15 protein-coding genes and 2 tRNA genes are annotated in these 21,593 nt (G+C 62.2%); 3 read left to right on the forward strand and 14 right to left on the reverse strand.

The window, feature by feature from the left end; genetic code table 11:
- Positions 1-35: 35 nt before the first annotated feature.
- Together HY019_RS08195 and HY019_RS08200 are read right to left on the reverse strand one after the other, a co-directional pair.
- Positions 36-1,085: a putative solute-binding protein gene (locus tag HY019_RS08195; RefSeq protein WP_290690159.1), complete on the reverse strand. Its 1,050-nt coding sequence runs from the start codon at positions 1,083-1,085 to the stop codon at positions 36-38.
- 20 nt (positions 1,086-1,105) lie between these two features.
- Entirely contained in the window at positions 1,106-2,200 is a 1,095-nt protein-coding gene (locus HY019_RS08200; RefSeq protein WP_290690161.1) for a putative solute-binding protein, read from the reverse strand.
- Between the two features lie 250 nt (positions 2,201-2,450).
- Here HY019_RS08200 and HY019_RS08205 point away from each other — a divergent pair, with 250 nt between their 5' ends.
- A complete protein-coding gene (locus tag HY019_RS08205) occupies positions 2,451-3,206 on the forward strand; it encodes a PEP-CTERM sorting domain-containing protein (RefSeq protein WP_290690163.1) in 756 nt (251 codons plus the stop codon).
- Between the two features lie 156 nt (positions 3,207-3,362).
- Here HY019_RS08205 and HY019_RS08210 read toward each other — a convergent pair.
- The 8 genes from HY019_RS08210 to HY019_RS08245 all read right to left on the reverse strand — a co-directional run bounded on the left by HY019_RS08210 (position 3,363) and on the right by HY019_RS08245 (position 14,426).
- A tRNA-Gly gene (locus HY019_RS08210) sits at positions 3,363-3,438 on the reverse strand.
- 196 nt (positions 3,439-3,634) lie between these two features.
- Entirely contained in the window at positions 3,635-6,064 is a 2,430-nt protein-coding gene (lon, locus tag HY019_RS08215) for an endopeptidase La (RefSeq protein ID WP_290690165.1), read from the reverse strand.
- 122 nt (positions 6,065-6,186) lie between these two features.
- A complete protein-coding gene (gene clpX / locus HY019_RS08220; RefSeq protein WP_290690169.1) occupies positions 6,187-7,464 on the reverse strand; it encodes an ATP-dependent Clp protease ATP-binding subunit ClpX in 1,278 nt (425 codons plus the stop codon).
- 146 nt (positions 7,465-7,610) lie between these two features.
- Complete coding sequence (gene clpP, locus HY019_RS08225; protein ID WP_290690171.1) at positions 7,611-8,219, reverse strand: ATP-dependent Clp endopeptidase proteolytic subunit ClpP; 609 nt, start codon at positions 8,217-8,219, stop codon at positions 7,611-7,613.
- Between the two features lie 283 nt (positions 8,220-8,502).
- Positions 8,503-9,825: a trigger factor gene (gene tig, locus HY019_RS08230; protein ID WP_290690173.1), complete on the reverse strand. Its 1,323-nt coding sequence runs from the start codon at positions 9,823-9,825 to the stop codon at positions 8,503-8,505.
- 32 nt (positions 9,826-9,857) lie between these two features.
- Positions 9,858-9,944 (reverse strand) — tRNA-Leu (locus tag HY019_RS08235).
- A gap of 148 nt (positions 9,945-10,092) precedes the next feature.
- Entirely contained in the window at positions 10,093-13,257 is a 3,165-nt protein-coding gene (locus tag HY019_RS08240; protein WP_290690175.1) for an efflux RND transporter permease subunit, read from the reverse strand.
- Positions 13,258-13,274: 17 nt separating this feature from the next.
- Positions 13,275-14,426 carry an efflux RND transporter periplasmic adaptor subunit gene (locus tag HY019_RS08245; RefSeq protein ID WP_290690178.1) on the reverse strand — a complete coding sequence of 384 codons (1,152 nt, stop codon included), beginning with the start codon at positions 14,424-14,426 and terminating at the stop codon, positions 13,275-13,277.
- A gap of 171 nt (positions 14,427-14,597) precedes the next feature.
- On the opposite strand from HY019_RS08245, the gene HY019_RS08250 reads away from it, so the two are divergent.
- Positions 14,598-15,473: a squalene/phytoene synthase family protein gene (locus HY019_RS08250; protein ID WP_290690179.1), complete on the forward strand. Its 876-nt coding sequence runs from the start codon at positions 14,598-14,600 to the stop codon at positions 15,471-15,473.
- Between the two features lie 39 nt (positions 15,474-15,512).
- On the opposite strand, the gene HY019_RS08255 is transcribed toward HY019_RS08250, so the two are convergent.
- Complete coding sequence (locus tag HY019_RS08255; RefSeq protein ID WP_290690181.1) at positions 15,513-16,679, reverse strand: TIGR03790 family protein; 1,167 nt, start codon at positions 16,677-16,679, stop codon at positions 15,513-15,515.
- 174 nt (positions 16,680-16,853) lie between these two features.
- On the opposite strand from HY019_RS08255, the gene HY019_RS08260 reads away from it, so the two are divergent.
- Positions 16,854-17,585, forward strand: coding sequence for an IclR family transcriptional regulator (locus HY019_RS08260; protein ID WP_290690184.1), 732 nt, complete (start codon positions 16,854-16,856; stop codon positions 17,583-17,585).
- 93 nt (positions 17,586-17,678) lie between these two features.
- On the opposite strand, the gene pbpG is transcribed toward HY019_RS08260, so the two are convergent.
- The 3 genes from pbpG to pssA all read right to left on the reverse strand — a co-directional run bounded on the left by pbpG (position 17,679) and on the right by pssA (position 21,578).
- Positions 17,679-18,776: a D-alanyl-D-alanine endopeptidase gene (pbpG, locus tag HY019_RS08265; protein WP_290690256.1), complete on the reverse strand. Its 1,098-nt coding sequence runs from the start codon at positions 18,774-18,776 to the stop codon at positions 17,679-17,681.
- A gap of 162 nt (positions 18,777-18,938) precedes the next feature.
- Positions 18,939-20,480 (reverse strand): 2-isopropylmalate synthase, encoded by a 1,542-nt coding sequence (locus tag HY019_RS08270; RefSeq protein ID WP_290690186.1) that lies wholly within the window; start codon positions 20,478-20,480, stop codon positions 18,939-18,941.
- A 288-nt stretch (positions 20,481-20,768) separates the two neighbouring features.
- The gene (gene pssA, locus HY019_RS08275) at positions 20,769-21,578 is read right to left on the reverse strand and encodes a CDP-diacylglycerol--serine O-phosphatidyltransferase (RefSeq protein ID WP_290690259.1); all 810 of its coding nucleotides are present in this window, start codon (positions 21,576-21,578) and stop codon (positions 20,769-20,771) included.
- Between the last annotated feature and the right edge of the window lie 15 nt (positions 21,579-21,593).

Here is a 21,593-nt window from a genome sequence, read left to right on the forward strand (position 1 = left end):
GTGCGCGCTTCAGCAGACATCGCGCGCGGGGCTCATCACCACTCTTCAGTGGGCTCCGAACATTCGGATGCCACCGGGTTCACGCTGCAGCGGATCTTCTTGATCAGCTTGAGGCCCTTCTTGTCGTACAGGCCCTTCTCCGCCATGAGCACCCGCCCCTGTCGCAAGAGCAAGGCGTAGCGCTCGTTGTCACGCGGCGTCAAGTCAACCCAGAAATGCTCCGGCACGTCTTTGTCGGCCAACTTCAGCGTGGCCATGGCCAGCTCGAAATTACCTGCAATGTATTGCCGCGCCCTTTGCCCGAAGCCCTTGGGGAACTTGGCCGACCGGATCACCATCTGGTAGGTGCTGATGGTCATGGGCATGCGGATCACGGCGCCCTTGCTACCCAGGCCCCGGTACAGCTCGAAGGGCATGTAGGCAATGGTGGGCAGCACCACCATGTCCACATTGTGATTGTTGAACATGGGGCCCACATTGCTGATGTCCACCGACACGGGGCGCGCGCCAATGCGCTGCACCAGTTGCGACTCCGCCTTGTCCTGGTCAAAGGTGCCGAAACGCTTGCCGGCCTGCCCGTCAATGGAGGCGTTGGACTTGTCGCTGGTGAACACATAAGCCGCACCCAGCGGGAAGATGCCGGCAACCTCGTACGGCCCCTCCACCATCATCTCGGCGGCTTTGGGTGTGCTGACCAACTGGATGAAGCGGCGCACCACGTCGTAGCTGGCATCCAGATCGACCTTGCCGTTGCGCACGATGCTGGACGCACCGACCGCATCCAGAGAGGCCGCCATGGCATGGAAGGATTTGGTACGCAGCCCCGTGGCCATCACCGCATCGCACTGGCCGGTTCTGAAATCCTCGACGGCCACACGCTCGTCCACATAAGGCTTCACATCGATGTCGACACCGGCCTCCAGCATTTCCACGCGGAAGTCACGGGCGGCGCGAAAGCCATCGCCCTTGGCCCCCAGCGGATCGAAAACACACATCTTGGCGGGCAGCAGCGCCGGTTCGGCCATGGCGCCCGCAGACACCCCCAACAACGCGCACCACACAACGCATGATCTGAACAAGTTCATGACAAGAGCTCCTCGCTTGATCACCAGTTTTCAGTGAGTTCCGTGCACTCGGATGCTTCCGGGTGGATGCTGCAGCGGATCTTCTTGATCAGCTTGAGGCCCTTCTTGTCATAGAACCCCTTCTCCGCCATCAACACGCGGCCCTGGCGCATCAGCAACACATAACGCTCGTTGTCGCGTGGCGTGGAGTCGATCCACAGCTTCTCCGGGATCTCGCGGTCGCCCTTGACCACGATGTTCAAAGCTGTGTCGTACTGTGAGGCGAAATAGTCTCGCGAATCCTGCCCGAAGCTCTTGGCAAACCGTGCAGACCGGATGATGGCCTGCCCCGTCAGGATGACCACCGGGAAACGTGCCACGCCCCCTTTGGTACCGATGCCTTTGTACAGCTCCAGCGGCTTGTACACCATGGCCGGCGCCATGATCACGTCCACCAGGCCATTGTTGAACATGGTCGAAAAGTTGCTGATGTCAGCGGCAACCGGCTTGGCACCCACGCGCTGGATCAGCTGGGCCTCGGCCTTGTCGTAGTCCATGGCGGCCACACGTTTGCCGGCGGCTTTCTCCAGGGTGTCGATGTTGCGATCGTTCACAAAAGGATAGACCGCGCCCAGCGGGGCAATCCCCGCCAGCTCATAAGGGCCGGCCACGATGAAGTCCAGCGCCTTGGGCGAGCTGATGACATTGACGAACTGGCGCACAACCTCATAAGAGGCTTTGAGGTCCACCTTGCCATTGCGAACGATGGTGGACGCCCCCACCGAGTCCAGCGCGGCAGAAAACGGCACATAGGGGCGTGTCCGCAAACCGGTGGCCATCACGCCATCGCACTGGCCGGTGCGAAAGTCCTCCACAGCCACACGCTCATCGACATAGGTCTTGAGTTGCACGACGTGGCCCTTTTTCAGCATTGCCAGGGCGTAGTCCTGCATGGCGCGGTGCGTCTCCCCGCTGCCGATCGGGTCGAAGACGCAGAACTGGGCGCCATTGCCCTCGGGTTTGGCGTCCGGCCTGGCATTGGGTGCGGCCTGAGCGGCACACACGCAAGCCGCCAGAAAGGCGGACGCCAGCAAGGTGGATGAGAACTTCATGATGTTGAGCAGGAAAAAAGACAAGGATCGTTGACTTCTGCGCTGGCAGGTTAACTGCCATCAGGACAGGCATCCCTTGAGGAAACCCCGCCCCGCCCTCGCCCAAAACCCCTCATATGGCGCCTCATCGCCCCTCACATATGGGGCAGTCCCGAGGGAACCCTGATATCTGAGCCCCGACCCTTTGCTAATCTGACGGTGCCGTACATCAAATCGCTTTACGTATGACGTGCAGCATTACATTCACACATTTGGAAGAGATCGAGGAACACTCATGAAATTCACCAAGCACCTGTTTACCGCCGCCGTCCTGGCGGCCATGGGCACGGCCGCACACGCCGACATCCTGACCGTCGTCAACGGTGGCGCCACCTTCACGGGTTCTGGCGCACTGACATTCAGCGCCGACCTGCTGGGCGCGCTGGACACCGGCAAGATCGCCGCCACGGGTTACGGCGCTGCCACCCCGTCCATCCTGAAGGACACCGACGGCTTCTACACCAGCATCCAGGTGTCGGCCCCGATGGCCACCCTGTCGCTGGACACCGATACGCTGGAAGTGGTCGGCGTGGGCACCAAGGGCGGCCTGACCCTGACCGCCCCCGTGGTCAAGAGCGTGTCGAGCGGCGGTTCGCTGACCGTGACCGACATCAAGGCTGACCTGACCAGCAAGACCATTTTCGCCACCATCATTGGCGCCAATGGCGTGGGCACGGTCAACAACTTTGCGTTGTGGAACTTCAGCACCATCACCGGCACCACCGCCTACGCTGGTCCTGGCAACTACGTGAACGACATCAGCGGCCTGAGCCTGACGACCGACGGCTTCACCAAGTTCTCGCAAGCCCTGGGCCTGCTGAGCCTGGGCAAGGCTGCCATGAACGGCATCACCGACTACGGCACGATCCACTCCACGCTCAACACGACGCTGGACCTGGGCACACCAGCCATCCCCGAACCCTCGACCTACGCCCTGATGGGCCTGGGCCTGGTCGGTGTGGCTTTTGCTGCACGCCGCAAGTCCGCCTGATTGCCGCTGTCCGCTTGACTCCACTGGCGGGTGGCTGACAGGGTCACCCGCATCTTTCAAAACACACGGCCGTGAAAACGGCGCGTGTGTTTTTTTATACCGGGGCGTAGCGCAAATGAAAAAGGGCCCTTCTCAGCGAAGGGCCCTTTCAAAATTTGGAGCGGGATAAGAGACTCGAACTCTCGACCTATACCTTGGCAAGGTATCGCTCTACCAACTGAGCTAATCCCGCATTGTTCACTTTGCAGTGACATCACCTTGAAGTGACGTTTCGCCTTATGCAGATGCTCTAGAGTTGCCCCTTGCTTTGCTGCATCGACCCCTGTTGGTCACAAGCATCTTGCGATGTTTTGTGCAGTGATCAGCGAAGAACTGAACTATACAACGTTTTTGACGTTTTAGTCAAACCGTCGCATTTTTTTCAACCATCAGTGCTTCATCACATCGGTGGTGGTTGCTGCGGGTGCAGCAGCCGCGGCGGCTTCTGGCTTGGCTTCCACCTTCACCTCTTCGTCGGGCAGCGGCTGAGGCTGACGCTCCAGCGCGACTTCCAGCACCTTGTCGATCCACTTCACGGGCACGATCTCGATCTGACTCTTCACGTTCTCGGGGATCTCGGCCAGGTCCTTCACGTTCTCTTCGGGGATCAGCACGGTCTTGATGCCACCGCGGTGTGCAGCCAGCAGCTTCTCCTTGAGGCCACCGATGGCAGTGACTTCACCACGCAGGGTGATTTCACCCGTCATGGCCACGTCAGCACGCACCGGGATGCCTGTCAGGGCCGACACGAAAGCCGTGGTCATGGCTGCACCAGCGGACGGGCCGTCCTTCGGTGTGGCCCCATCAGGCACGTGGATGTGGATGTCGCGCTTCTCGAACAGATCATCGGTGATGCCCAGGCGGCGAGCGCGTGAACGCACCACCGAACGAGCAGCCTCGACGGACTCCTTCATCACATCGCCCAACTGGCCGGTGCGAATGATGTTGCCCTTGCCGGGCATGATCGCGGCTTCGATGGTCAGCAGATCGCCGCCCACTTCCGTCCATGCCAGGCCCACGACCTGACCGATCTGGTTGTCCTTCGTGGCTTCGCCGTAGCTGTACTTGCGCACACCCAGGAAGTCATTGAGGTTCTCGTCGGTGACGACCACCTTCTCGGTGTACTGCTTGAGCGCAAAGCCCTTGATCACCTTGCGGCAGATCTTGGAGACTTCGCGTTCCAGCGAACGCACACCGGCTTCACGGGTGTAGTAGCGGATGATGCCGCGGATGGCGCTTTCAGCCACTTCCAGCTCACCGTCCTTCACACCGTTGTTCTTGATCTGCTTGGGCAGCAGGTAAGTCTGAACGATGTGCACCTTCTCGTCTTCGGTGTAGCCAGCCAGGCGGATCACTTCCATCCGGTCCAGCAGAGCTGGCGGGATGTTCAGCGAGTTCGAGGTGGCCACGAACATCACATCCGACAAGTCGAAATCGACTTCGATGTAGTGGTCGCCGAAGGTGTGGTTCTGCTCGGGGTCGAGCACTTCCAGCAGCGCCGATGAAGGGTCGCCACGGAAGTCCATGCCCAGCTTGTCGATTTCATCGAGCAGGAACAACGGGTTGCGCACACCGACCTTGCCCAGGCTCTGCAGCACCTTGCCCGGCATGGAGCCGATGTAGGTACGACGGTGGCCACGGATCTCGGCTTCGTCACGCACGCCGCCCAGGGCCATGCGCACGAACTTGCGGCCGGTCGCACGGGCGATCGACTGCCCCAGCGAGGTCTTGCCCACACCAGGAGGGCCAACCAGGCACAGGATGGGCGCCTTGACCTTGTCCACGCGTTGTTGCACAGCAAGATACTCAAGGATGCGTTCCTTGACCTTGTCCAAGCCGTAGTGCTCTTCGTTGAGCACCGATTCGGCCAGCGACAGGTCATGCTTGACCTTGGACTTCTTGCTCCAGGGCAGGCCGACCAGCGTGTCGATGTAGTTGCGCACCACCGTGGCTTCGGCCGACATGGGCGACATCAGCTTGAGCTTCTTGAACTCGGCATCCACCTTCTTGCGTGCCTCCTTGGGCATGCGGGCGGATTCGATCTTCTTGGCGATTTCTTCGAGGTCTGCGCCCTCTTCGCCCTCGCCCAGCTCCTTCTGGATGGCCTTGACCTGCTCGTTCAGGTAGTACTCGCGCTGAGACTTCTCCATCTGGCGCTTGACGCGACCACGGATGCGCTTTTCGACCTGCAGGATGTCAACTTCATGTTCCAGTTGCTCCAGCAGCTTTTCCAGGCGGCCAGTGACCGAGAACAGGTCCAGCACCGACTGCTTGGCTTCGAGCTTGAGCGGCAAGTGAGCGGCGATGGTGTCAGCCAGGCGGCCAGCATCATCGATACCGGAGATCGAGGTCAGGATCTCGGGCGGGATCTTCTTGTTGAGCTTGACGTACTGGTCAAACTGTTGCGTCACCGCGCGGCGCAGGGCTTCGACCTCGGGCGTGATGTTGCCCTCGGGCTGCACCGGCACCACGTCAGCGGTGAAGTATTCGTTTTCGTCGTGGATGGCCGACGTGTTGGCACGCTGAACGCCTTCAACCAGCACCTTCACGGTACCGTCAGGCAGTTTCAACATTTGCAGGATGCTGGAGACGCAACCGATGTCGAACATGTCTTCCGCCTTGGGCTCATCCTTGCCTGCGGCCTTTTGGGCCACCAGCATGATTTGCCGGCCAGCTTCCATCGCGGCTTCAAGCGCCTTGATGGACTTGGGGCGCCCCACGAACAGCGGGATCACCATGTGCGGAAAGACCACGACATCGCGCAATGGCAGCAGTGGCAGCGTGATGGGTTCAGAAGGAAGAATGGGGTGTCCAGACATATTGGGCTCACTTTCTCTGATGCCCACATGGGGCTTCAGCGATAAAACACAAGGGCACCGCGAAAACCTTAAGAATCAGGGTTTTCAGCGGTGCCCATCAGAGCTGACCTATAAGGTTTCGCTCAGGCACTGGCCTTAGCCTGTTCCCGATACACCAACAAAGGCTTGGCGTTCTCTTCGATGGTGGACTCATCCAGGACCACCTTTTGCACTCCTTCCTGGGTAGGCAATTCGAACATCGTGTCAAGCAACGACTGTTCCAGGATGGAGCGAAGACCACGTGCGCCGGTCTTGCGGGCCAGGGCCTTGCGGGCGATGGCAGCGAGCGCCGGTTGACGGATCTCGAGTTCGACCCCATCCATGCTCAGCAGTTGCTGGTATTGCTTGAGAAGCGCATTCTTGGGTTCGGTCAGGATACGCACCAGCGCATCCTCGGTCAACTCGCCCAAGGTGGCCACAACGGGCAGACGGCCAACCAGTTCGGGAATGATGCCGAACTTGATCAGATCCTCGGGCTCGACCTCGCGGAAGACCTCGCCGAGCTTCTTTTCTTCCTTGCTCTTGACCGCAGCGCCAAAACCGATGCCGGACTTGACCGAGCGGTTCTGGATGACCTTCTCCAGGCCATCAAACGCCCCACCGCAGATGAACAGGATGTTGGTCGTGTCGATCTGCAGGAAGTCCTGATTGGGGTGCTTGCGGCCACCTTGCGGGGGCACCGAAGCCATCGTGCCTTCGATGAGCTTGAGCAAGGCCTGCTGCACGCCTTCACCCGACACGTCACGCGTGATGGAGGGGTTGTCGGACTTGCGCGAGATCTTGTCGATTTCGTCGATGTAGACGATGCCGCGCTGGGCCTTCTCGACCTCGTAGTTGCAGTTCTGCAGCAGCTTCTGGATGATGTTCTCGACGTCTTCACCCACATAACCGGCTTCGGTCAGGGTGGTGGCGTCGGCGATCACGAAAGGCACATTCAGCAGGCGGGCCAAGGTCTGGGCCAGCAGCGTCTTGCCGGAGCCCGTCGGGCCGATCAGCAGGATGTTGCTCTTGGCCAGCTCGACATCGGGCTTCTTGTTCTCGCCCGTGCCCATGTGCTTGAGCCGCTTGTAGTGGTTGTAGACCGCCACGGACAGCGTGCGCTTGGCCGTGTCCTGGCCAATCACGTACTGGTCCAGGCTGGATTTGATCTCGCTGGGCGTGGGCAGGTCGCTGCGCGCAGGGCGTGACTGTTCGGCTTCGGCTGCGACCTCATCACGGATGATGTCGTTGCACAGCTCGATGCACTCGTCGCAGATGAAGACCGACGGGCCGGCGATGAGCTTTTTCACCTCGTGCTGACTCTTTCCACAGAAGGAGCAGTACAAGATTTTTTCGCTGGAGGAGCCTTTTTTCTCGGGCATGGTGCAGGCCTGTCAAAGAGTCGGCAAGGGGGTTGGGGACATGATAAGACAAATGCCCTGGCGGCGATCCCCGTGAACTGCCCCATCTTGGCGCGGCTTTTTTGCCACTTCCAGGGGTGTTCCGGGGTGCCCAGGCACCCGTCAGATCACTGTCGCTTGTCCAGCACCTTGTCGATGAGTCCGTAAGTGGCGGCCTCATCGGCCGACATGTAGTAGTCGCGTTCGGTATCGTTCTGGATCTTCTCCAGGGGCTGGCCGGAACGCTCGGCCAGGATACGGTTGAGTTGCTCACGGGTCTTGAGGATCTCGCGGGCGTGGATTTCAATGTCCGTGGCCTGACCCTGTGTACCGCCCAGAGGCTGGTGGATCATGATCTTGGAGTTGGGCAGCGCAAAACGCTTGCCCTTGGCACCAGCGGCCAGCAGGAAGGCGCCCATGGAGGCGGCCATGCCCATGCACAGCGTGGAAACGTCCGGCTTGATGAACTGCATGGTGTCGAAGATCGACATGCCAGCGCTCACGCTGCCGCCAGGCGAGTTGATGTAGAACGAGATGTCCTTGTCCGGGTTCTCGCTTTCCAGGAACAGCAACTGGGCCACGACCAGATTGGCAGTGGCGTCGTTGACCGGACCAACCAGGAAGATCACCCGCTCACGCAAGAGGCGGCTGTAGATGTCATAGGCGCGTTCACCACGACCCGATTGCTCGATGACCATGGGCACCAGGCCCAGGTTCTGAATGTCTGTTGCGCTCATGTGCTTCCTTCTGTAGGCGGCACCTTGTCACTGCAAGGTGCGGCAAATGTGAGGTTGTAAAAAAGATTATGACGCTGGATACGCCCCGGCCGAACGCGAGAAAAAGCGCACGACTACCTTGGTCGTCTTTCCGTTGTTTGCAAGCACAGACAAAGTCGCACAAAACAAAAGGCACCTGCCTCCACTGGGGATTGCAGGTGCCCTTTGCAGGATGGTGAGGTTATGCCAGCCAACCGCCCGGCGTTCACCGGGCAGCGGCATATCCCACTGCCCTGGTGGGTAATCAGGCTGCGGCCTGCTGACCCATCAGTTCCTCGAAGCTCAGCGCCTTGTCAGTGACCTTGGCCTTGGACAGCACGAAGTCAGCCACATTGCCTTCGATGACGACGGCTTCCACTTCAGCCATGCGCTGACGGTCGCTCATGTACCAGGCCACGACCTGGGCAGGCTGCTCGTAGCTCTGTGCCAGCTCTTGAATGTGGGCTTGCAGTTGCTCGGGCTTGGCTTGCAGGTTGTTGGCCTTGACCAGTTCAGCCACGGTCAGGCCCAGACGCACGCGGCGCTCGGCTTGGGGCTTGAACATTTCGGCGGGGATCGGGGCCTTGTCGGCGTCCTTGATGCCACGTGCCTTCAGGTCTTCGCGGGCGCCTTCGACCAGACGGTCGGACTCGGCTGCCACCAGCGACTGGGGCAGATCGAAGTCGACCAGCTTGAGCAGGGCTTCCATCACGCCAGCCTTGTTGCGCGCGGCCACGCGGAACTTGACTTCACGCTCCAGGTTGCGCTTGATGTCGGCGCGCAGGGCGTCGATCGAACCGTCGGCCAGGCCCAGGCCCTTGATGAACTCGTCGTTCAGCTCGGGCAGGTTCTGGGATTCGACCTTCTTGACCGTCACCAGGAAGTCGGCTTCCTTGCCGGCCACGTCCTTGCCGTGGTAGTCCTCAGGGAACTTCAAGGGGAAGGTCTTGGAGTCGCCAGCCTTCATGCCGCGCACGGCCTTCTCGAAAGCTTCGAGCATCTGGCCTTCGCCCACCAGGAACTGGAAGCCTTCAGCCTTGCCGCCTTCAAAAGGCACGCCGTCGATCTTGCCTTCGAAGTCGATGGTCACGCGGTCGCCGTCGGCAGCGGCTTCAGCAGCCGGACGCTGGGCGAACGTGCGACGCTGCTTGCGCAGAATCTCGATGGTGCGGTCGATGGCGGCATCGTCGACTTCGGCGGTCACGCGCTCGACTTCAACCGAGGCCACGTCGCCGAGTTTCACTTCGGGGTAGACCTCGAAAGTGGCGTCGAATTGCAACTGGCCTTCAACCGGGCCGCCTTCCTTTTCGGAGATGCGGGGTTGGCCGGCCACGCGCAGCTGCGCTTCTTGAGCAGCTTGAGCGAAAGCCTCGCCCAGCTTGTCGTTGACCACTTCGTATTGCACGGAGTAGCCGTAGCGCTGGGCCACCACGTTCATCGGCACCTTGCCGGGACGGAAGCCGTCTGCCTTGACAGTGCGGGCCAGCTTTTTCAGGCGGGCATCGACTTCAGATTGCAGAACGTCAGCTGCCAGGGACAGCGTGATGCGGCGCTCCAGCTTGTCGAGGGTCTCCACGTTGATCGCCATGATGTGATCTCTCAGTAAATAAGAATTAAGTCTGGTGCGCGGGGGGGGACTCGAACCCCCACACCATTGCTGGCGTCAGGACCTAAACCTGGTGCGTCTACCAATTTCGCCACCCGCGCATTGACTGTGAAAAGTCCGGCCGCCGATCGTGCCTGCGAAGCGGCTCACGAAGTGAAACGGTCTCACGCAGGCCCGCCCGGCACCCGGACAGGCTAATTTGGTCTGAACCGCCGATTCTAGCGCGGCTCAGACCGTGTTTTTCACGGCTCAGGCCGTTGTCGACTGGTGGCGAACCCTGAACCAGGCCGCGTACATGGCGGGCAAGGCCAGCAGGGTCAGCAAGGTGGCCACGATCAGCCCGCCCATGATGGCCACCGCCATCGGGCCCCAGAAGGCGCTGCGCGTCAGCGGGATCATGGCCAGCACGGCAGCGGCGGCGGTCAGCACGATCGGGCGGAAACGGCGCACGGCCGCCCCGACGATGGCATCCCAGGCCGGCACGCCCCGGGCGCGGTCCTGCTCGATCTGGTCGATCAGGATCACCGAGTTGCGCATGATCATGCCCATCAGCGCGATCACCCCCAGCATGGCCACGAAGCCAAAAGGACGATCGGACGCCAGCAAGGCCATGGCCACCCCGGCGATGCCCATCGGCCCGGTCAGGAAGACCAGCAGCGCACGCGAGAAGCTCTGCAACTGCAGCATCAGCAGCGTGAAGATGATGAACAGCATGGCCGGCACATTGGCAAAAATCGAGCCTTGCCCCTTGCTGCTTTCTTCGGCCGTGCCCGCCAGCTGCACGTGGTAGCCCTCGGGCATCTTCGCTTCCAGCTCCTTCATCTTGGGCCACAGCGCCTGGCTGACGGTCGGGCCCTGAATGCCCTCACGCACGTCACCCTGCACGGTGATGGCGAAATGGCGGCCCTCGCGCCACAGCACGCCCGGCTCCCACACCAGCTTGGGCTTGGCCACCTGCAGCACCGGCACCATCTTGCCGGAGGCGGTCGGCACGTAGGCGTTGTCCAGCGCACCCAGGGTCTGGCGTTCAGACTGGGGCGAGCGCAAGGCGATGTCGATCAGGCGGTCACCCTCGCGGTACTGGCCCACGGTGGTGCCCGAGGTCAGCACCTGGCTGGCCTGGGCGATGGACTGCGTGGTCACGCCCATGGCGCGCGCCTTGTCCTGGTCCACGCTCAGGCGGATGGATTTGACGGACTCGTTCCAGTTGTCATTGACGCCACGCATATCGGCGTGCGCGCGCATCATGGTCTTGGCCTCTTCCGCCCAGTGGCGCAGCGTGGTCACGTCGTCACCCACGATGCGGAACTGCACCGGGTAAGGCACGGGCGGCCCGTTGGGCAGCAGCTTGACGCGGGTGCGCACTTCAGGGAACTCGGTGGCCAGGATCGTTGGCAGCTTGTGGCGGATCTGCTCGCGCATGGCCGCGTCTTGCGGCAGGACCACGATCTGGCTGACGTTGCTCTGCGGGAAGATCTGGTCCATCGGCAGATAAAAACGCGGCAGGCCCGAGCCGATCCACGAACTCACCGTCTTCACGCCGGGCTCTTTCATCATGCGGGCTTCGAAGCGCTGCGCCACGGCCTCGGTCGAGTCGAAGCTGCTGCCTTCGGGCAACCACAGGTCCACGATGATCTCGGGGCGACTGGAGTCCGGGAAGAACTGCTGCTGCACCTTGCCCATGCCCACAAAGCCCAGGAACAAGGCCCCCAGGGTGATGGCGATGGTGATCCAGCGGTGCGCCACACACCAGTTCACCAGCGCCTTGAAGCGCGAGTAGAACGGCGTGTCATACAGGTCGACCAGTTCGCCCTCGCCCGCCTGGATCTTGGGGCGGGTACGCAGCAACCATTGGCCCAGATAAGGCACGAAGTAGACCGACACGACCCAGGAGATCAGCAGCGCGGCGGCGGTCACGGCAAAGATGGCGAAGGTGTACTCGCCCACGGCCGAATTGGCCATGCCGATGGGCAGGAAGCCTGCCGCCGTGATCAAGGTGCCGGTCAGCATGGGCATGGCGGTGATGTCGTAGGCGGCCGTGGCCGCACGCATCTTGTCGTAGCCCTCTTCCAGCTTGTGCACCATCATCTCGACGGCAATGATGGCGTCGTCCACCAGCAGGCCCAGCGCGATGATGAGCGCGCCCAGCGAGATCTTGTGCAGCCCCACGCCCCACAGGTCCATGATCAGGAAGGTCACGGCCAGCACCAGGGGGATCGTGATGCCCACCACCAGCCCCGGCCAGACGTCCAGGCGCAGTGGCTTGGTGTGCAGGCCCAGGCTGAGGAAGCTCACGGCCAGCACGACGACCACCGCCTCGACCAGGGCATGCACGAACTCACCCACCGAGTTGGACACGGCTTGCGGCTGGTTCTGGATCTGATCAAGTTCGATGCCGACAGGCAGGCTGGCCTTGATGCGCTCGGTGGCGGCTGACAGGTTCTTGCCCAGCTCGATGATGTCGCCGCCCTTGGCCATCGAGATGCCCATGGCGACCACCTGCTTGCCTTGATGGCGCACCTTGGTGACGGGCGGGTCTTCATAGCCACGGCGGACGTTGGCGATGTCCCCCAATCGGAAGGTGCGGGCCTGCCCTGTGACCGGGTTGAGCACACGCAAAGGCATCTGGCGCAATTGCTCGACGTTCTGGAAGGCGCCGTTCACGCGCATCTGCACATTGGTGCGGTCGCCGTTGTAGACACCCGCGCCCTCGATGCCGTTTTGCGCATTGAGTTGCTGGATCACCTGCTGCAGGTCCAGCCCAAGTTGGGCCAGTTTGAACTGCGGGATCTCCAGGAAGATTTTCTCGGCCTGCACCCCGAACAACTCCACTTTCGCCACACCGGGCACGCGCAAGAGATCGGAGCGGGCGCGGTCTGCGAACTGACGCAACTCTTCTTGCGAGAAGCCATCGGCCGACAAGGCGTAGATGGAGCCATAGACGTCACCGAACTCGTCGTTGTAGAACGGGCCGATCACGCCTTGCGGCAAGGTGTAGCGCATGTCGCCCACCTTCTTGCGCACCTGGTACCAGAGGTTGGGAATCTCCTTGGGGGGCGAGGAGTCCTTGACCATGAAGAGCGTGAAAGACTCGCCCGGCTTGGTATAGGACTGGATCTTGTCGGCGTAAGGCACCTCTTGCAGCGTGCGCTCGATCTTGTCGGTCACCTGCTCGGCCATCTGCTGCGCGGTCGTGCCAGGCCAGTAGGCGCGCACGACCATGATGCGGAAGGCAAAAGGCGGGTCTTCATCCTGCCCCAGCTGGAAGTAGGCAGCCAGGCCCAGCAGCATCAGCACCACCATCAGGTAGCGCGTCAGCGCGGGGTGCTCCAGCGCCCAGCGAGAAATGTTGAAGCGCTGGCCTTGCGGCCAAGCAGCTTGCGCCTCGTTCGAGGAATCTGGCTTGTGACTCAAGACTCGCTCCTCGCCGATCAGGGCTTGACCGCCGACGCGGCCGCCGCACCACTGGCCTCAGCCTGCGCATTGCCTGGCTTGTAGCGGTGCACTTTCTGACCCGGATTGAGCGCATGCACACCGGCCGTCACGATCTCCTGGCCGGGCGTGAGGCCCTTGGCAATCAGGATGACATTGCCGGTGACGTCGCCCGTCACCACGGGCAGCGGCTTGACCGTCATGGATTGGCCGTCCAGCACCCAGACCATGGACTTGCCGTCGCGCTCGGCCAGGGCGTACAAGGGGATGCGCACGCCACCGGAGATGCGCACCGGCGTGTTGAAGGCCACGCTGGCGGATTGCCCCAGCTCGAACCCGGCCTTGCCCACATCGGCCTTGGCCAGGAAGGTGCGGGTGGCCGGGTCGGCCGCGGCGGCCACTTCCCGCACCGTGGCTGACACCCATTCACTGCCGCCCCAGCGGCGCACCTTGATGGCGTCCTTCTTGCCCACCAGGCCGCGCACGGCCTGCCCCAGGTCTTCCGGCACGGCAAACACGGCGTCACGCGGGCCGTCATGTGCCAGGGTCAGCACCGGCAGGCCGGCATTGACCACCTGGCCGGGCTCCATGTCCACGGCGGTGATGACACCAGCGGCATCGGCCACCAGGGCCGCGTAACTGGTCTGGTTGCTTTGCACGCCGGCCTGGGCCCGAGCCTGACGCAGGCTGGCCTCGGCCGTGGTGGCCATGGTGTTGTGGCGATCCAGCTCGGCTTCGCTGATGAAGCCTTGTGCCTTCAGCTCCTTGAAGCGCTTGAGATCGGCGGCGGCCTGCGTGGCATTGGCTTCAGCCGCAGCCAGACCGGCGCGGGCTGCGTCTTGCTGCAAACGCAGATCCTGGGGATCGAGTTGTCCCAGCACCTGCCCTGCGCGAACCGGCTGCCCCAGCTCGACCAGCCGGCGCGAGACCTTGCCCGGCACCCGGAAACCCAGGCGCGACTCGCTGCGCGCGCGGATGTCTGCAGAGAACTCGCGCTCCAGCACGCCACCCGTTTCAGTCACCACCAACGTGCGCACGGCCCGCTCGGGTGTGGGCGCGGGCGCCTCCTTGCTGCAACCTGCCAGGGCCAGGACCAGGGCGGACGAGATCAAAACGATGACCGTCGGGACGCGGCGCGCATTCAATTTCATAGGGTGATGTGATTGGAGCAAAGGGTGATGCGCGGCGAATCAACAACAAGAAGACGACGGACATCAGGCGACGACAGAATAACTGACTCGCGGGTCAGTAATGTAGGCAATGATTTCCAGATCTGTCAATTCAGCTATTGAGACAATACGGTTTGCGTCTTGCCATTTGTCATGAATTCATCCTCCCCACTTCCGTCTGCTGACGTTTTTCCGCATCCAGGCAGCAGCCTCTATTACGCACTCGCTACGGCACCTGCCGGACGAGGCGCCGCACTGCGTTTATGGCTGCAATGGTGGCACGAGACTGCCGAGATTCCGTTCAAGATCCACGATCCTGGCGTGGCGGAAACGAAACTGCGCTGGTGGTTGCAGGAGCTGCAGGATGCCGCCAAGGGGCAAGCCCACCATCCGCTGATCAAGAGCCTGCTGTCTGAGGCCGCCATCCAGGCCCCAGGCAGGCTGCCGGACTGGCCTTTGTGGACGAGCCAGATCGAGGGCTTGCTGACCCTGGTCCACCAGACGCGCTGGCTGGATGACACCAGCTTGCAGCGCCATGCGCAACAAACCACGGGGGCAGCCTGTGAAGGCGCCGCCTGCCTGCTGGGCGCCCACAGCGAAGCGGCACGACAGGCCGCGCGTCAGTTGGGCTGGGGCTTGCGTCAGGCACATCAACTGGCCAGGATCGGCCAGGATGCGCGCGCGGGCTGGGTTCAAGTGGGCATCGACGTCCTGCAAGCGCATGACGTCAAGGCACACCAGTTGAGCAAACCTGATAAGAGTCTGCCCCCCGAGGGCTGGCCGGCGCTGCTGCAGCATCTGCACAAGCAGGCCGCCCACAAGCTCCAGGCAGGCCTGCAGGCCTGCCACGCGCTGCCCGCCAAGGAAATGCGCGCCCTGCTCCCGCTGCGCGTGCTGGCGCACCTGCACCTGCAGTTGATCAACGAGGTCGCGGGCCAGGGAGACCGTGTCTTGCACGAACGCATCGTGCTGACACCGCTGCGCAAATGGTGGGTGGCGCAGCGCGTGCGCTGGGGCTTGCTGCGCTGACCTGATGCCAATTCAGCAAGCTACCCGACCTCATCGGCCTCATCGGCCATACGGCGCGGCCAGGGGCTCCCCGACAAACAGCCCTTGCTGCGGCCACATCACGCTTTTCCAGTAAGCCTCCAGGGCAGTGGCGCCCTGGATATAGAAGAGCAACAGCACCTGCGGATTGGGGAACTTCTGCACATGTGCACAAGGCTCGCTGGTGGTGCCATAACTGGCCGTGGCGCCGGCGTCGATCCATGAGAGCACGCTCATCTGGCCATGCGGGTCATCCAGCTTGCCGCCGAACGAGGTCAGGTGATCGGCCAGTGCACCGGGCACGAAGCTGACGCTGTCCAGGCCCTCCACCGTTGCCCTGCCCGTCATGTAGAGCAGCACGCGGTCCACATTGCGCAGCGCATCGGTTTGGTCCAGGAAAACATTGAGCCCCACCTTGGGCTCGGGGCCAGCAGGTGGGAAAAACACCTGCCGCACACTGCGCACCGTGTCCGAGGTGGTCACAAAGTGAACGTCCACGGGCGGTGCGCCACGCAGGCCCAGCGTGCCGTCCGAGCGCACACCGCGGTCTATCAGTGCCTTGGCCGCGTCCACATCCTTGGCCGCCAGCAACATCCCGGGGCGAATGTGGTGGTCCTTGTAGGGCCTGGTCGAAATCGACCCGAAGTAGGAGGATGGGCGGCTCTTGTCACAGGTCTTGCTGCACAAACGGCCGTCATAGCCCAGCGCCAGCGCACCGGTGATGGAGTTGCAATCCACGCTGAAAGGTTGCTTCCAGGCCAGGGCCAGGCCCTGGACACGGCTGCCGTAGAACTCGTCCACCTTCTTCGAGAAGACCTCGAACTCCTGGGGCGTCAGACCGGGTTTGAGCGGCAAGCTGACCCGCAGGATCTGGTCTGCCGGAATGCGGCGGGCTTTGGCGTAATACGCCCCGACCTGCACCGAGTAGGGGTCGTCTTCGTTGATGACCAGGCCCACGTCCTTGGCCGAGAGCCGCCCGTAGACCCGGGGAATGGGTGAGAGCCACTTGCGCACAGGCACCGTGGCGGCGGACGCGGGGGGAGCGCCTGCCACCCCGGACGAAGCCGCCTGAGACGCCGCGTTGCCACTGGGGGGGGATTCTTTCTCCGAAGCACTGGGTTGGGCTGCGGCCAGACAGGTCAGGCTGGCTGCCGTGACGCCCATCAAAAACCGGAGCAGGATGGGCAAAGGGCGTCGAGCGCCGCACCAAAGTGGCGCAATGAAACTGGAAATGGTCATAGGCGTTATGAAATGCCGAAAACGACAGGCCAAAGGGGTGAAATGCGCTCAAGGCACAGTTTATTTCGCCGATTGATGGGGGGTTCCACCTTTCAAAATCCCTTCTCACGGAGGAAAACCCCGATGAGTGACTCCAAAGCAGCATCCACTTCGATCCAGGTTCTCAGCAGAATGTTCAGTCTGCTGGACACACTCGCGCGTGACGGAGATGCGATTTCCCTGAAATTGATCAGCGAGCAGACCGGTTTGCACCCGTCTACCGCCCACCGCATCCTCAATGACCTGGCCGTTGGCGGCATGGTCGAGCGCTCTGGCCCGGGCGCCTATCGCCTTGGCCTGCGCTTGCTGGAGTTGGGTAACCTGGTGCGCGCCCGACTGGATGTGCGTGACCTGGCCGTGCGCCCCATGCAGGAACTGCATCGCCTGACCGGCTTCCCTGTGTCGCTGTTCATCCGCCAGGATGAGGATGCCTTGTGCATCGAACGCACGGTGTCCGAGCGCAATGGCGTTCAGGTCACCCGCGTGATGGGCCTGCGTGTGCCGCTGACCAGCAGTGCCGCCGGCAAGATCTTGCTGCTCAACGAAACAGGCTCGGCCTTGCAGGCTTTGTCCGCCAGCCACCCCGGCCTGCCTTCGGAGCTGTCCCAGATCCGCCAGAACGGCCTGGCCCAGGAAGGCGAAGGCCAGGACCCTTCACTGCAACTGGCTGCCGCACCGATTCTGGATGACCAGGGCCGCGTGACCGCCAGCCTGGCGCTCAACGCCCCCGCTTCACGCATCAGCCCGGAATGGGGCGAAGCGCTGAAGAACACGGCACAGCGTGTCTCAGGCAGCCTGGGCTGGAACCACGCCTGAACCTGAGCAGCACCAAGGCCGGCACCCAGCCGGCACCAATGACAAAGCCTCCCGCGGGAGGCTTTCTTCATGGGCAAATGCGCTGGGGTCAGATCACGAGGTGACCTTGTTGTGCGGCAGGCTGCTCAAGGCGCCCTTTTGCGTGGCCGACTCGATCCAGCGGCGAACGCGCTCGGCATCCGCCTGGCGCGAGTACTTGCCGGAAGAATCCAGGAACACCATGATGAACTTGCGCCCGGCCATCTTGGCCTGCATCACCAGGCAGCGCCCTGCTTCCACGATGTAGCCGGTCTTTTGCAGCCCGATGTCCCATGCCGGGTTGCGCACCAGGCTGTTGGTGTTGTGGAACTGCAGTTGGCGGCTGCCCACACGCACGGCGTACTCGTGCGAGGTGGAAAGCTCACGGATCAAGGGCTGCTGATAAGCCGCCTTGACCAGGGACGCGAGATCCTTGGCGCTGGACTGGTTGCCGCTGTTCAGCCCGGTAGGGTCGACATACTTGGTATCGGCCATGCCCAGGGAACGGGCCTTGGCATTCATGGCGATCACGAAGGCGGGCAGGCCACCGGGGAAGGTACGGCCCAGCGCATGGGCGGCACGGTTCTCGGAGGACATCAGCGCCAGGTGCAGCAACTCGCCACGGGTCAAGGTGGCACCCACAGCCAGACGCGAACTGCTGTTCTTTTCGGTGTCCACGTCTTCCGAGGTGACGGTGATCTGGTCTTCCAGCGGCAGCTTGGCCTCGACCATCACCATGGCGGTCATCAGCTTGGTCAGCGAGGCGATGGGCAAGACCGCATCGGAGTTCTTGGCGAACACCACTTCATTGGTGTCCTGATCCATCACCAGGGCCACGCTGGACTTCAGGTCCAGAGGGTCTTGTGTGTGGTGCAAACCATAAAGCTGGCCAAACGAGGCACCGGACGCACTGGATGCGGCGGACAGATTGGATGCGGGCTTGACGGCGCCAGCCGCATTGATCGAAACGGGTGTCAGCCTGACGGGCTCGGCCGAATCGTTGTCAACGGCAGCGCGAGCCAGCTTGACACGGGATGCAGCCGGCGTGGCACGCACGCGCGATTTGCTCTGGCGTACACCCTTCTTGGCCTTGACGGGAGCCTTGGCCGAACGGACAGACGAATGACGTGCCTTGGTGGCGGCTTCAACAGAGGTCGCCACCGTGAAAGACAACACGGAAACGAGCGCAATAACCAGCCAGTTTTTATTCAATTTCGAGCACACCACGGTACAGCCCTTTCGTCTTCACGCAAGTGTAATAAAAAAACGCGCAAGATCAAAGACTTACGCGTCTTTTATCAAGCGGTCTGGCTGATCAGACCACCGTCGTGCGGGTCAACCCTGTGCGGCCACCCTCTCGGACTTGCTGTGCAGCTTGTTCAACGCAGAGAGATAGGCTTTGGCTGACGCCACAACGATGTCCGGATCTGCGCCGACCCCATTGACAACGCGCCCGCTATGCTGCAAGCGAACTGTGACCTCTCCTTGCGATTCTGTACTTCCGGACGTGATCGCATTCACCGAGTAGAGGACGATTTCCGCGCCACTTTTCACGACAGCCTCGATTGCCTTGACGCTGGCGTCCACGGGGCCATTGCCATCGCTCTCGGAACGGTGTTCCTGGTCACCCGCGGCAAACACGATGCTGGCGTGTGGACGCTCACCCATCTCCGAGCGCTGCGACAGCGCGACCAGGCGATAGTGCTCGTGCTCGTTGGTGACGCTCTCGTCGCCAACCAGGGCAATGATGTCTTCGTCGAAGATCTCGCTCTTGCGGTCAGCCAGCTCTTTGAACTTGGTGAAGGCGGCGTTGACTTCGGCTTCCGAATCCAGGTCGATGCCCAGATCCTGCAGGCGCTGCTTGAAGGCGTTGCGGCCCGAAAGCTTGCCCAGCACGATCTTGTTGGCGGCCCAGCCCACGTCTTCGGCGCGCATGATCTCGTAGGTGTCACGCGCCTTGAGCACGCCGTCCTGGTGGATGCCGGAGGCGTGGGCAAAGGCGTTCGCGCCCACCACTGCCTTGTTGGGCTGCACGACGAAGCCAGTGGTTTGCGACACCAGGCGTGAGGCCGGCATGATCTGCTGGGTCTCGATGCCCACATCCAGGCCGAAGTAGTCGCGGCGGGTGCGCACGGCCATGACGACCTCTTCCAGCGCGCAGTTGCCAGCGCGCTCGCCCAGGCCATTGATCGTGCACTCGACCTGACGGGCACCGCCGATCTTCACACCGGCCAGGGAGTTGGCCACGGCCATGCCCAGGTCGTTGTGGCAGTGCACGGACCAGATGGCCTTGTCCGAGTTGGGCACCTTCTGGCGCAGCTCGCGGATGAAGTTGCCGTACAGCTCGGGGATGGCGTAGCCCACGGTGTCCGGGATGTTGATCGTGGTCGCGCCCTCGTTGATCACGGCCTCGCACACGCGGGCCAGGTAATCCAGGTCGGAGCGGTACCCGTCTTCAGCCGAGAACTCCACGTCCGACGTGAGGTTGCGGGCAAAACGCACGGACAGCTTCGCTTGCTCCAGCACCTGCTCGGGCGACATGCGCAGCTTCTTTTCCATGTGCAGCGCGCTGGTGGCGATGAAGGTGTGGATGCGCCAGGAGTTGGCGCCCTTCAGGGCTTCAGCAGCACGGCTGATGTCGCGGTCGTTGGCACGGGCCAGCGAACACACGGTCGAGTCCTTGATGACATCGGCGATCGACTTGATGGCTTCGAAGTCACCATTGGAGGAAGCGGCGAAACCGGCTTCGATCACGTCGACCTTCAGGCGCTCCAGCTGGCGGGCGATGCGCAGTTTTTCTTCACGCGTCATGGACGCGCCTGGCGACTGTTCGCCGTCGCGCAAGGTGGTGTCGAAAATGATGAGCTTGTCGGTCATGGTGGTCTCCGTGGGACAGAAGTCGGTCAAGTCGGTCGGGTCAGGTTTGAGCGGGCCGAGGACTTCTTCCATCCAAAACAAAACGGCCCGCAAGAAGCGCTTGGCGGGCCGTGATGCAAGGGGTACTTTTGGTACAGACGATAGCGATCAACGCGCCCGGGGCACTCCTAGCAGTAGTAGCAGCGATGCGTTGAAGGTATTCATGGGTATCAATATAGCATGCGTGCCCAGGGCTGGATGCCGGCAAATACGCCTATTAATACGGCCATTGCGCCCGGGCAATAGCGATCAGCGATGCAGGCCGGCCTCTTCGGGCTCGTCGGTGGAGGTGGAGATCACGCTCACCGGCTTGCCCTTCATGCGCTTCCACACATACACGCCGTAGCCCGACACTCCGTAGATCACGAAGATGCCAAACAGCACGATGGGCGGATGGATGGTGATCACGGCGATACCCAGGGCAATCGCCACGATGGCGATGAAGGGCACGGTGCGGCGGAAGTTGACGTCCTTGAAGCTGTAGAACGGGATGTTGGTGACCATGGTCAGGCCCGCATACAGCGTGAAGCCGCAGGCCAGCCAGACCATGCCGGGCAGCGAACGCGCGGTTTCACCCAGGTCGGTCACCACCCAGATCAGGCCCATGACCAGGGCCGCAGCGGCCGGGCTGGGCAAGCCCTGGAAGAAGCGCTTGTCCACCACCGCGATGTTGGTGTTGAAGCGGGCCAGCCGCAAAGCCGCGCCAGAGCAGTACACGAAGGCGGCGATCCAGCCCAGCTTGCCCATGTCCTTGAGCGCCCATTCGTAGGCGATCAGGGCGGGGGCCGCACCAAAGGACACCATGTCGGACAGGCTGTCCATCTGCTCGCCAAAAGCGCTTTGCGTGTTGGTCATGCGCGCGACGCGTCCGTCCAGGCTGTCGAGCACCATGGCGCAGAAGATGCCGACCGCAGCCTGGTCGAAATGGCCATTCATGGCCATGACGATGGCGTAGAAGCCACCGAACAAAGCGGCCAGGGTGAACAGATTGGGCAGGATGTAGATGCCCTTGCGGCGCGGGCGGGGTGCGTCGTCGGCATCGTCCAGGCTCAGATCCACGTTGGGATCAGCCTC

This window comes from Aquabacterium sp. (assembly GCF_016195855.1).
Classification (GTDB): domain Bacteria; phylum Pseudomonadota; class Gammaproteobacteria; order Burkholderiales; family Burkholderiaceae_C; genus Aquabacterium.

Coding starts and splice junctions, on each gene's coding strand:
- HY019_RS08270 (WP_290690186.1), bottom strand. CDS start 20,480: ATGACCGACAAGCTCATCATTTTCGACACCACCTTGCGCGACGGCGAA.
- lon (WP_290690165.1), bottom strand. CDS start 6,064: ATGTCTGGACACCCCATTCTTCCTTCTGAACCCATCACGCTGCCACTG.
- HY019_RS08250 (WP_290690179.1), top strand. CDS start 14,598: ATGAATTCATCCTCCCCACTTCCGTCTGCTGACGTTTTTCCGCATCCA.
- HY019_RS08205 (WP_290690163.1), top strand. CDS start 2,451: ATGAAATTCACCAAGCACCTGTTTACCGCCGCCGTCCTGGCGGCCATG.
- HY019_RS08195 (WP_290690159.1), bottom strand. CDS start 1,085: ATGAACTTGTTCAGATCATGCGTTGTGTGGTGCGCGTTGTTGGGGGTG.
- clpP (WP_290690171.1), bottom strand. CDS start 8,219: ATGAGCGCAACAGACATTCAGAACCTGGGCCTGGTGCCCATGGTCATC.
- clpX (WP_290690169.1), bottom strand. CDS start 7,464: ATGCCCGAGAAAAAAGGCTCCTCCAGCGAAAAAATCTTGTACTGCTCC.
- tig (WP_290690173.1), bottom strand. CDS start 9,825: ATGGCGATCAACGTGGAGACCCTCGACAAGCTGGAGCGCCGCATCACG.
- HY019_RS08245 (WP_290690178.1), bottom strand. CDS start 14,426: ATGAAATTGAATGCGCGCCGCGTCCCGACGGTCATCGTTTTGATCTCG.
- HY019_RS08260 (WP_290690184.1), top strand. CDS start 16,854: ATGAGTGACTCCAAAGCAGCATCCACTTCGATCCAGGTTCTCAGCAGA.